The following is an 11,017-nucleotide window of genomic DNA, read 5'->3' as shown; positions in this document are numbered from 1 at the left end:
CCGCCACCACCCCACCATGCCCCGATTTGACAGGGGTTCGGGTGCCTTAGGCTGGACGAAGCCGGCAGGCCCGGCGGGACGCTTTACCCCGCTGGGCCTGCCGGCTTTGGCCTGCCTGGGGTGCCCGTAAGGGCCCCATGTCAAATCGAGCCGACCAGGACCACCACACGCTGAGCGTTGAACTCACGTGCTCTGAACGTAGGACTCTCGCGCTCTGAACGTAGGACTCTCGCGCTCTGAACGTAGGACTCTCGCGCTCCACCGTCCTGAACGCTCAACTCAGCGCACGCCAACGTAGGACACGCGCGTTCTGAACGTAGGACACGCGCGTTCTGGACGTAGGACACGCGCGGTACCAGCGAGAACGCGCGCGGCAGACCGGGTCGGCAGACCGGGGTGGCGGGGGACGGGTGGGGGTCAGCCCACGCGGTGCAGCCAGGTCACCGGAGCGCCGTCCCCGGCACGCCGGAACGGTTCGAGGGCGTCATCCCAAGCCGCGCCCAGGATCTCGTCGACCCCGTGCGCGAACGACTCACCACCCCTGCTCCGCGCGGCCAAGGCGCGCAACTGGTCCTCGGACACGACGATGTCGCCGTTCGCGCTGGTGCGGGCGTGCCACAGGCCCAGCACGGGCGCGAAGCAGTACCGCACGCCGTCCACTCCCGGACTCGGGTCTTCCGTCACCTCGAACCTGAGCATCGGCCACGCCCTGAGGGCGGACACGAGTCTGGCTCCGGTGCCGGCATCGCCGGTCCAGTTGCACTCGGCGCGCAACTGACCGGGCGCCGCGGGTTGCGCCGCCCACTTGAGGTCCGCTCGCTCACCGAGGGTGCCCGAGATCGCCCACTCGACGTGCGGACAGACCGCAGACGGCGACGAGTGGACGTAGACCACGCCACTGCTGCTGCCACGGGTGCTCACAGCTGACCTCCGCTACTCGACGAGGGACGTCTTCCCCTACGACCTCTCGAGGATGCGGACGATCTTGCGAATTCCCGACTTGGTCATTCTGCCCGCTACGGCAGCAGTCCGCCATAAGAACCATCCCGTTCCTCACCCAGGCGGGTCAGATACAGGACTTTCGACCCTAAATCGACGACCTCGCGGCCCGGTTCTGGGCCACAAGGTCACTTTCCGGGATCATCCGGATACGTTCCCGTGATCAACACAGATGATCAAGACCTCACACGATCACGCAGATCACACACATCGAGCCACACCCGGCGCACCCGTGATCGTTGTCACCCGACGTCGTCTCACGCGATGCGCGCGGCACCTCCGATCACCACGGCGCTACCGTGTCCGACCGTGTGGAACGCCGAACGATCCGACCTTGGTCCCGTGGTGATCTCGTGCGGCTGATCCGACTCGGACCCGAGCCCTCCGCGGTGGGCGCCGACGTGCGCGCCGCGTTGAGCACGTGGGGCAACGGCGACGCCGTGCTCGGCGGTGTCGCGCTGCTCGGGGTGCGTCCGCCGGACTGCCCGCGCGACCTGGACGCCGTGATCGTGCTGCCGCGCGGTGTGCTCGTGGTCGTCGGCGTGGACCTGCCGGACCCGGCCATGCGGCTGGAGGCGCCGCTCAACGGCCAGTGGAAGATCGATGGCTGGCCGCTGACCCGTCCCGACGGCGCGACGAGCCCGGCCGCCGAGGCGCTGGAGGCCACCACCGCCGTCGCCCGCCGCATCCAGGACATGCGCGGCGAGCCGCTGCCGGTCACCACCGTGGTGGCCGTCGGCCCGTACGTCGGCCAGGTCGTGCAGCCGACCGTGGACCTCAACCGGGGCGTCCGCGTCCTGCACCCCAAGCCGACGACGCTGCTGGCCGCCGCGCGCGAGCTCGGCACCAGCGACCGGCCCTGCTCGGCCGCGCACGCCGCCAAGCTGCTCGCCGTGCTCGCGCCGACCGGCTCGCCCCCCGAGCGCGCCCGCCTGATCGCGGAGGGCTTCTCCGACGCGGCGGCCGACCTGGCGTCGGCCAGCACCATGCTGCTGCCGAAGGTCACGCCGCCGAAACCCGGCCGCAGGCTGCTGCCCTACGTGGCCGGCTTGATCGTCGCCGTGCTGCTGATCATCGCGCTGATCCTCTCCCTGTCGTCCGGCGACACCGCGGACAGCAGCCCCTCCACCACGCCGACCCCGCAGCCGACCACCGTCGTCGTGGACGGTCGGAACTTCGCGCAGCGCGGCTCGGACCGCACCGACGACTGCGCCCCGCACACGTTCGGCGACGTGCGGGCCTGGCTGTCCACGCACCTCTGCATGCAGCTGAGGCGCGCGCAGTACGAGACCACAGTGGACGGTCGGAAGGCGGGTGTCGCGATCGCGGAGCTGAGCCTGCCCGACGCCACCAGGGCGGGTGAGCTGCACGCGCTCGCGTCCGCACCCGGCACCGGCGGCGTCAGCGCGCTGGTGCAGGAGGGCAAGGCGTGGCCGGGCGGGCCGTCGACGTTCGACCGGTCCGCGATCCGCGTGTCGGTGAAGGGCGCGCTGGTGCGGATCACTCAAGTGGTCTGGGCCGAGGGCGAGCAGGACCCGGCGGACCCCAAGCTGGCCCAGGTCACCGAGCAGGCGTTACGGCTTCCCGCCGCGCAGCAGTAACCCTTTCCCGCGCTCAGCGACCGGTGCGCACCATGCCGACGCTGATCAACCCGAACGCCACGTGCAGCACGATCACCAGACCGCCCATCGCGCACAGCGCCTCGGTGCCCGGCCTGCCCGCGATCGCGCCGAACGAGAACAGCCACCCGCCGACCGCGAGCGCGAACCCCGGGAACAGCACCGACTTGGGCACGTGGGCCAGGCACAGCAGCGCGGTCGAACGCGCGCGCCACAACGTGTGGACGACGACCGGCACGACCAGGAACCCCGGCAGGTGCACCGCGAGCGGCGGCCAGCAGGGCCCGCCGGGCAGGAACGTGGACGCGAGGACGAAGGTGCACCAGAGCACCGCGCCGATCGCCACCACCACTGTTCCCCTGGTCACACCGGCAGTGTAGAGAGTTGAAGCCGCATTTTGCGGAGGAGAGTGCCTATGGCGGCAGGGCCCTACGGCAGTCGGCGGCACTCTCCCTCCGGGCGTGCACGGTGTGCTGACACACCGTGCACGCAGCGTCAGAGGCCGTACGCCTCCAGCAGCCGCAACCACACCTCGCTGATGGTCGGGTAGGCCGGGACCGCGTGCCACAACCGGTCCACGGTGACCTCGCCGACGATCGCGATGGTGGCCGCGTGGATCAGCTCCGCGACGTCCGGACCGGCGAACGTGACGCCGACGAGCGTCCGCTTGCGCTCGTCCACGATCATCCGCGCCTTGCCCTTGTACCCGTCGGCGTGCAGGGACGACCCGGCCACCGCGATGTCCAGGTCGATCACCCGGATGTCCAGGCCGGCCTCGCGGGCCTGCGCCTCGGTCCACCCGACCGCCGCGACCTCCGGGTCGGTGAACACCACCTGCGGCACGGCCGTGTGGTCGGCCGTGGCGACCGGCGCCGTCCACGGCTCCGGGTCGGTGGCGTCGGTGAGGATCGCGGTGCCTACCGCGCGAGCGGCGTACTTGCCCTGGTGGGTCAGCAACGCGCGGCCCGTGACGTCACCCGCCGCGTACAGCCAGTCCACTCCGGACACCCGGCCGGTGTCGTCGACCTCCAGCGCCTGCCCGGCGGTGAAGCCGAACTGCTCCACACCGAGGTCGAACGTCGCCGGCTGACGGCCGGTCGCGACCAGCAGGTGCCTGCCCGTCACCTCCGTGTCGTCGGACAGCCGCAACGACACGCCGCCGTCCGAAGTGGACACCCCGGTCGCCTTGACGCCGGAGACGATCCGGATGCCGTCCTCGCGCAGGCCGTCAGCGACCAGGTCGCCCGCGAACGCCTCGAACTTCGGCAGCGGCCGCTCGCCGGAGACGACCAGCGTGACGTCCGACCCGAGCCGGGCCCACGCCTGGGCCATCTCGACGCCGACCACCCCGCCGCCGAGCACCACCAGCGACTCGGGCACCTCCTGCGCGGAGGTCGCCTCGCGCGACGTCCAGTACGGCACGTCGGACAGGCCGGGCAGCGACGGGATGCGCGGGACGCTGCCGGTGCACACCACGACCGCCTTGGTGGCGGTCAGCACGCGACGACCTCCGCCCCCGCCCTCCTGCCCGCCCTGGACGTCCTCGACCTCGACTTGGCGCTCACCCACGAGCCGGCCGCGGCCGCGGACGACGGTCAGCCCGGCGCCCTCGGCCCACCCGACCTGGCCCGCGTCGTCCCAGTCGGAGGTGAAGCTGTTGCGCCGCTTCAACACCTGGGCGGCGTCCAGCCGCTCCCCGACCGGCACCCCCGGCACCCGGCGGGCGGCGGCGAGCGCGTGGCCGGGGCGCAGCAACGCCTTGCTGGGCATGCAGGCCCAGTACGAGCACTCACCCCCGAGGCGTTCGCCCTCCACCAGCGCGGTCCGCAGTCCACCGGCGGCGGTCCGGGCGGCGGCGTTCTCGCCCACCGGGCCGCCGCCGATCACGATCACGTCGAAGTCGTCGCTCACCGGTCCACCCCACACCACCCGGACCGGCGCGGCAAGTCCGAGCGGGTCGGGATCATCCGGGCAGGTGCGGGGGTGGTCAGACCCGGACGACCAGGCAGGACAGGTCGAGCGGACGGCACGGGTCGACCGGACGGGCGGGTGGTCGGGCACGGCCGAGCCGCAGCGGGATCACCGGGCGGGGTCGAACACCCCGGCGAGCATCTTCGTGATCACGCCGTCGGCGGTGCGGAGGACCACCGGGCGCTCGTCGGGCTCGACGCGCTCGGCCAGCTTGAACATCGCGTCGGCGGTCTGGGCGGCCATCCGGAACGTCAACGTGACGGGCGCGTCACCGCGCACCGCGAAGCGGCCGAGGAACAGGTCGCGCAACCGCTCGGCCATCAGCTCGTACTGGTCGACCGAGGAGTCGAGGCGGTGGCCGTCGAGCAGGTCGCTGAACCGCACCCGGCCGAAACCGGGCATCTCGACCAGCATCCGCAGGTAGATGCCGACGACCTGCTGCACCGCTTCCCGCCAGTCCTCGGCGAGCCGACCCTCTGTGAACAGCGATTCGACCCGCGCGAGGTACTCCTCCATGCCGCGCAGCGCCAACGCGTGCACAACAGAACGCTTGTCCGGGAAGTATTGGTAGAACGACCCAATTGGCACGCCTGCGAGCTCGACGATCCGGGCGGTGGTGATGTCGTCGTAGTCGTAGTCGTTGAGCAGTGTCGCACAGGCATCGACAATCGCGGAGACCGTGGCGGCGCCGCGCTGCTGAACGGGCTGACGACGCATCACCCTGGCTAAGCGGTTTTCGGCGGGATTTTCTGGCACGCGCACATCTTGATGGATACGGACCGGTAAGCCCAAACAGACGATTCCGGAATGTGATGTGAGGTTCGCTCGTCTTTCCTCGGCTTGATTGTTGGGGTGCAAAACCTATTCGCGCGCGGAGCCGATCCGGAAATCCGACCCGAGCGTCGTCGCGGCCCGCTGCGCCGGGACCGGTTTGGGCAGTTCACCGGCCGTTTCACCGGTGGTCGCACCGGCTGTGGCACCGACCGTCCCGACCGCCGTCCCACCGGCTGCCGCACCGGTCGCGGGCCGTTCGGCGGAAGCCGGTCGCACGATCGGCTCCCCCACCCGGCGGCGCGGCGGCCGAGTCACGTAGGGACCGACCAACCGGGCCAGCGCCAGGCCGGGCGCGACCAGCGGCACCACCGCCGACAGCGCGACCGCCGTGGCGGCCGCCCGCGCCACGTCCCGCGGGATGACCGCGAGCCGGTCGACCACGAACGCCCGCCGCCCGGTGAGCGACACCAGCCCCATCACCACGAGGAAGACCGCGAACACCAGCAGCGCCCACCGCACCGCGACGTACCCGACGTCCTCGGCCGCCGCCATCACCGCGAGCCAGCCGAACGACGCCGACGCCTGCCGGCCGGGGCTCGTCATCGCCCACAGCAGGCCACCGGCCACCGCCAGGAACCCGGTGCGGCCGTCGAACCAACCCCGCGTCGAGTCAAGCCACCCCGTCGGCAGGCCCGCCCAGCGCACCGGCAGCACCTCCAGCGGGCTCGGCTCGCCGAACGCCTGACCCACCACCCACGCCAGGGTCCACACCGACACGACCACAGCGAACCCGAGCTGCCACCTCGGCCGGTCCACCGCGACGCGGCACAGCCTCGCCAGCTCCTGGCGCTTCTCCTTCACCCCTCCCAGGGTGCCGGGCGATCGGCCGACTTGATCGGTTTTCACCCGCATGCCGGCGCACAGCCGCTCATCCGGTGGCCCCACCCTCACCCCGCGTACCGCCCCGGGTCGCGCGCACCGCACCGGAGCAGAAGCCGGAGCAGAAGCCGCAGCCGACCCCGTCCACGACCGACCCGGCGAAACGCCCCTCCTGGGTGATCTGCACCGTTTCCCGACCGCACCGCCGTGGCGCAGGCCACATCATGTCCCCCGAAGGACACCCGATCACGCAGAGGAGTCGAACGTGCGCAGGTTGCTAGCGGCGGCACTACCGGCGGTACTGGCGGCGTTGTCGATCACGTGGCCCGCCGGCCAGGCGAGCGCCGAGCCGGACGTCGAGTACGTCGCGCTCGGTGACTCGGCCGCCGCGGGACCGCTCATCCCGACGCAGGACCCGGAGGCGCCCGGCTGCCTGCGCTCGACCCGCAACTGGCCGTCCGTGCTGGCGGCGCACCTCGGCGCCCGGCTCACCGACGTGACGTGCTCCGGCGCGGTCACCGAGGACCTGACCGGGCCGCAGTCGACGATCGACGGGGCCCAGGCCCCGCAGGCGGACGCGCTGAGCCCGGAGACCGACCTGGTCACGCTGACCGTCGGCGGCAACGACGTCGACCTGGTCGGTGAGGCGATCGGCTGCGTCAACCTGCTGCCCGAGCCACTCGGCCGGTCGTGCCGCGACCGCCTCACCGCGGCCGGCCGGGACCGGCTGGCCGAGCGGATCGACGCCTACGCCGCCGAGTTCGGCGCCGCGCTCGACCTGATCGCGGAGCGGGCGCCCGCGGCGCGGGTGGTCGTGGTCGGCTACGGCACCTACATCCAGCCCGGCGGCTGCTACCCCGAGCAGCCGCTGTGGGGCCGGGACGCGGACTACCTCCAGGGAGCCATCCACCGGCTGAACGGGGTGTTCGCGCGGGAGTCGGCCGCGCACGGCGCGGAGTTCGTCGACATCGAGCCGCCGAGCGCGGGCCACGACGCGTGCGCGCAGTCGGCCGCGCGGTGGTTCGAAGGGGTGGTGCCGACCGGCCCGGCCGCGCCGATGCACCCGAACGCGAGCGGCATGGCCGCCATCGGCCGGATCGTCGCCGCCCGGCTCTGAGGCCTCGGCGCGGATCGGGAGGATCGGGCGAACAGGACCGGGCGGAACAGGACCGGAGAGGACCCGGCGCGAGCCGGTCACGGGCGGGGGCCGCACCCCCGGACGCCGTCGTCGAGCACCGCTCGGCGGCGGCGTTCCCACGTCACGGGACACCGGCCGCGGGCGTGGAGTTCTGCAGGCACCGACGCGAAGAACGTGTAGTAGATTAGACGTTCTGCGCAGCACGGGCGCAGGGAACTGTCAGCCGAATGCAACACAGGCTGATAAACCACGCTATCCAGAAATGAGGCACGTTGTCAAGCCCCTCCGATGACCTCCGGCTCGCGGAAACCGAGTCGGAGCAGGAATACGTGTCGATGCTGTACGGCAGGCTGGACGACCTCCGCGAGCAGAGCTCGAAGCGCCTGGCCGGGGCGCTGCGGCAAACCGGCGGGACGCACCAGATGCGCTCCGAGCGGGACACCTCGGTGGCGATGTACTCCGATCAGCTGGCGCAGTACAGCGCGGTGGAGAACGGGTTGTGCTTCGGCCGGCTCGACTTCGACACCGACGACCGGTTCTACATCGGCCGGATCGGCTTGTTCGACGAGGACAAGGAATACGAGCCGCTGCTGATGGACTGGCGCGCGCCCGCCGCCCGCCCGTTCTACCTGGCCACCGCCGCCGCACCGGAGGGCGTGCGCCGGCGCAGGCACCTGAGGACCAAGCAGCGCAAGGTCGTCGGCTTCGACGACGAGGTGCTGGACATCAACTCGGTCGACCTCCGGCGCCCGTCCGAGGGGCTGACCGGTGAGGCCACCCTGCTGGCCGCGGTGAACGCGAGCCGCACCGGCCAGATGGGCGACATCGTCGCGACCATCCAGGCCGAGCAGGACAAGATCATCCGCACCGAGCTGAACGGCGTGGTCGTCGTGCAGGGCGGTCCGGGCACGGGCAAGACCGCGGTGGCGCTGCACCGCGCCGCCTACCTGCTCTACACGCACCGGCGGCAGCTGGCGAAGCGCGGCGTGCTGGTGGTCGGGCCGAACGCCACCTTCCTGCGCTACATCGGGCAGGTGCTGCCCTCGCTGGGCGAGACCGGCGTGCTGCTGTCGACCGTCGGGGAGCTGTTCCCCGACCTGACGGCGGTCGGCCGCGAACCCGCCGAGGTGGCCGCGCTGAAGGGCCGCATCGAGATGGCGGACGTGGTGGCGCACGCCATCCGCGACCGGCAGGAGGCGCCGGGCCTGGTCGAGGTGCCGTTCGAGCAGGACGTGCTGCGGCTGGACCGGCGTGCGATCACCGACGCCCGCGGCCGGGCGCGGCGGACCAGGCGCCCGCACAACGAGGCGCGGCGGACGTTCCAGCGGGAGATCATCTCGACGCTGGCGTCGCAGGCGGTGTCCCGCCTGGGCCGGCACCTGCTCGACCAGGCCGACATCGATGACATCCGCCGCGAGCTGCGCGAGGACCCGGCGGTGCAGGCGGCGATCGAGAACCTGTGGCCGACCCTGTCGCCCCAGCGGTTGCTGGAGGACCTGTACGCGTCGCCGAAGCTCATCGCCAAGGCCACGCCGAAGCTCTCGCCCGCCGAGCGCGAGCTGCTGGCCCGTCCCCGCGGCTCCGAGTGGACGCCCGCCGACGTGCCGCTGCTGGACGAGGCGGCGGAGCTGCTGGGCGAGGACGACACGGAGGCCAAGGCGCGGGCCGAGCGGCAGCGGCGGCAGGCGATCGACTACGCGCAGGGCGTGCTGGACATCCTCGACCTGGAGGACGACGCCGACCCGGACATCCTCATGGCGACCGACCTGGTCGACGCCTACCGGCTGGCCGAGCGGCACGGCGCCGAGCGCTACGAGACGGCGGCCGAGCGGGCGGCGGCGGACCGGACGTGGACGTTCGGGCACGTCATCGTGGACGAGGCGCAGGAGCTCTCCCCGATGGCGTGGCGGACGTTGATGCGGCGGTGCCCCTCCAAGTCGATGACCGTGGTCGGGGACATCGCGCAGACCGGCGACATCGCGGGCGCGTCGTCGTGGCAGGAGGTGCTGTCGCCGTACGTGATGGACCGCTGGAAGCTCACCGAGCTGACGGTGAACTACCGGACGCCGTCGGAGATCATGGCCGTGGCGGCGGACGTGCTGGCGTCGGTCGGCCCGGACCTCGTGCCGCCGACCTCGGTGCGGGACAGCGGTTACCAGCCGTGGAGCCTGCGGGTGCCGTCGTTGACCGAGGCGCTGCCGTCGTTGGTGGACAAGGAGGTCGCCGCGATCGGTGACGGCAAGCTGGCGGTGATCGTCCCGGCCGCGTCGGTGGCGTCGCTGCGGGCCGCCGTGCCGGGCGCGTCGGACGACCTCGACGCGCAGGTCGTCGTGCTGGCGGTGACCGACGCGAAGGGCCTGGAGTTCGACTCGGTGCTGGTGGTGGACCCGGCGGGCATCCTGGCCGAGTCGCCGCGCGGCGCGAGCGACCTGTACGTGGCGCTGACCCGGGCCACGCAGCGGCTCGGCGTCGTGCACACCGGCGAGCTGCCGGAGGTGCTGGGCAGGTTGGCGACTACCGGGTGAGGGCGTAGCCGAGGGCGGCGGCGGCCACGCCGGCCGTGACGTTGGCGGCGACGTTCGCGAACGCCCGCCAGTGGTGGCCGTCCTCGGCCAGCCGGATCGTCTCGTAGCTGAACGTGCTGTAGGTCGTCAGGCCGCCGCACAGGCCGGTGCCGAGCAGCGCCGACAGGCCCGGTTCGCCGCCCGCGACGCAGCCCAGCACGAACGAGCCGACGACGTTGACCGCGAGCGTGGCCCACGGGAACGACCGCCGCACCAGCAACCCGGCCAGGAACCTGAGGGTCGCGCCCACCGCCGCCCCGGCGAACACCAGCAGCACGGTCACGTCGTCACCCGGCGGGTCACGGCCATGGCGGCGAACGTCGCGCCCAAGGCCAGGAGCAAGGTCCCCAGCAGGTAGGCGAACGCCGACCACCCGAGGTGCACGACGTCCAGCGCGTACCCGGAGAACGTGGTGAAGCCGCCGAGCACGCCCACGCCGAAGAACGGACGGGCCAGCGGGTGCAGCCGCGGCAGCAGGACCATGAGCACCCCGATCAGGGCGCAGCCCACGACGTTGACCAGCAGCGTGCCCCACGGGCCGTGGACCACCGAGGTCAGCCCGTAGCGCGCCAGGCCGCCGAGGCCGCCTCCCGCGGCGACGGCGGCGACGGTCCGCGGATCAGTGCGCACGCAGGTGGTCCACCAGGTGGTCCAGGGCAGCCAGGGCGCGGACCACGTCGGCGCGCTCCCCCGGTTCGAGCCTGTCCAGCGCCGAACCGATGCGCTTCTCGTGCGCGGCCTGCCAGACGGCCAGCTGCTCGTGGCCCTGCGGTGTCACCGAGAGGCGGGCCACGCGGCGGTCGGTGGGGTCGCCGCCCCGCTCCACCAGGCCGCCCTCGATCAGCTGGCCGACCAGGCCGCTGACCGTGTTGGGCGCCAACCGCAGTTCGGCCGCGAGGTCGCCCACGCGCATCGGGGGACGCTCGGCGAGCGTCTGGAGCAGCTCCACCTGCGCCATCGGCAGGGAGTCCCACGGCCATTCCGACCGGATGCTCGTGCGCAGTGCCCGGCGGAGCCTCGTGACCACGTCGGTGAGCGAGCGTGCCTCGTCTGACATGCGCGAATGGTACTGG

11 protein-coding genes are annotated in these 11,017 nt (G+C 72.3%); 3 read left to right on the top strand and 8 right to left on the bottom strand.

The features are described from left to right. Positions 1-417 precede the first annotated feature (417 nt). On the bottom strand, positions 418-921 hold the full coding sequence (locus tag AB0G02_RS06705) for a DUF3145 domain-containing protein (RefSeq protein ID WP_123743506.1): 504 nt from the start codon (positions 919-921) through the stop codon (positions 418-420). 431 nt (positions 922-1,352) lie between these two features. Between AB0G02_RS06705 and AB0G02_RS06700 the strand changes: the two genes are divergently transcribed. After that, positions 1,353-2,600 carry a hypothetical protein gene (locus AB0G02_RS06700; RefSeq protein WP_360790361.1) on the top strand — a complete coding sequence of 416 codons (1,248 nt, stop codon included), beginning with the start codon at positions 1,353-1,355 and terminating at the stop codon, positions 2,598-2,600. A 13-nt stretch (positions 2,601-2,613) separates the two neighbouring features. Here AB0G02_RS06700 and AB0G02_RS06695 read toward each other — a convergent pair whose 3' ends face one another. From AB0G02_RS06695 to AB0G02_RS06680, 4 genes are all read right to left on the bottom strand, one after another. Beyond that, positions 2,614-2,985, bottom strand: a complete 372-nt coding sequence (locus AB0G02_RS06695) for a hypothetical protein (RefSeq protein ID WP_360790358.1) — start codon at positions 2,983-2,985, stop codon at positions 2,614-2,616. Positions 2,986-3,113: 128 nt separating this feature from the next. Next, on the bottom strand, positions 3,114-4,529 hold the full coding sequence (locus AB0G02_RS06690) for an NAD(P)/FAD-dependent oxidoreductase (RefSeq protein ID WP_360790355.1): 1,416 nt from the start codon (positions 4,527-4,529) through the stop codon (positions 3,114-3,116). 168 nt (positions 4,530-4,697) lie between these two features. Next, the gene (locus AB0G02_RS06685; RefSeq protein ID WP_360790353.1) at positions 4,698-5,306 is read right to left on the bottom strand and encodes a TetR/AcrR family transcriptional regulator; all 609 of its coding nucleotides are present in this window, start codon (positions 5,304-5,306) and stop codon (positions 4,698-4,700) included. 144 nt (positions 5,307-5,450) lie between these two features. Next, the gene (locus AB0G02_RS06680; protein WP_360790350.1) at positions 5,451-6,224 is read right to left on the bottom strand and encodes a hypothetical protein; all 774 of its coding nucleotides are present in this window, start codon (positions 6,222-6,224) and stop codon (positions 5,451-5,453) included. A gap of 283 nt (positions 6,225-6,507) precedes the next feature. Here AB0G02_RS06680 and AB0G02_RS06675 point away from each other — a divergent pair, with 283 nt between their 5' ends. Both AB0G02_RS06675 and AB0G02_RS06670 read left to right on the top strand, forming a co-directional pair. Then, positions 6,508-7,359, top strand: coding sequence for an SGNH/GDSL hydrolase family protein (locus tag AB0G02_RS06675; RefSeq protein WP_360790347.1), 852 nt, complete (start codon positions 6,508-6,510; stop codon positions 7,357-7,359). 356 nt (positions 7,360-7,715) lie between these two features. Then, positions 7,716-9,905 (top strand): UvrD-helicase domain-containing protein, encoded by a 2,190-nt coding sequence (locus tag AB0G02_RS06670; RefSeq protein ID WP_360790370.1) that lies wholly within the window; start codon positions 7,716-7,718, stop codon positions 9,903-9,905. Here AB0G02_RS06670 and AB0G02_RS06665 read toward each other — a convergent pair. Genes AB0G02_RS06665 through AB0G02_RS06655 form a run of 3 tightly spaced genes read right to left on the bottom strand, consistent with a single transcriptional unit; the run spans position 9,895 to position 11,001 of the window. Next, on the bottom strand, positions 9,895-10,227 hold the full coding sequence (locus AB0G02_RS06665; protein WP_360790344.1) for a CrcB family protein: 333 nt from the start codon (positions 10,225-10,227) through the stop codon (positions 9,895-9,897). The genes AB0G02_RS06670 and AB0G02_RS06665 overlap by 11 nt on opposite strands. Beyond that, on the bottom strand, positions 10,224-10,574 hold the full coding sequence (locus AB0G02_RS06660) for a CrcB family protein (RefSeq protein WP_360790342.1): 351 nt from the start codon (positions 10,572-10,574) through the stop codon (positions 10,224-10,226). The genes AB0G02_RS06665 and AB0G02_RS06660 overlap by 4 nt, the downstream gene beginning before the upstream one ends. Then, positions 10,564-11,001 (bottom strand): MarR family winged helix-turn-helix transcriptional regulator, encoded by a 438-nt coding sequence (locus AB0G02_RS06655; RefSeq protein ID WP_360790339.1) that lies wholly within the window; start codon positions 10,999-11,001, stop codon positions 10,564-10,566. The genes AB0G02_RS06660 and AB0G02_RS06655 overlap by 11 nt, the downstream gene beginning before the upstream one ends. Positions 11,002-11,017 lie beyond the last annotated feature (16 nt).

The sequence above is a fragment of the Actinosynnema sp. NPDC023658 genome (genome assembly GCF_040639995.1).
In the GTDB taxonomy this organism is placed as follows: domain Bacteria; phylum Actinomycetota; class Actinomycetes; order Mycobacteriales; family Pseudonocardiaceae; genus Actinosynnema.
Note: the sequence above shows the minus strand (reverse complement) of the source record. Positions and strands in the feature narration are given on the sequence as shown.

Bases quoted from the DNA above. Each gene is read 5' to 3' on its own strand.
- AB0G02_RS06670 (WP_360790370.1), top strand. From the start codon at position 7,716: ATGCTGTACGGCAGGCTGGACGACCTCCGCGAGCAGAGCTCGAAGCGC.
- AB0G02_RS06685 (WP_360790353.1), bottom strand. From the start codon at position 5,306: ATGCGTCGTCAGCCCGTTCAGCAGCGCGGCGCCGCCACGGTCTCCGCG.
- AB0G02_RS06655 (WP_360790339.1), bottom strand. From the start codon at position 11,001: ATGTCAGACGAGGCACGCTCGCTCACCGACGTGGTCACGAGGCTCCGC.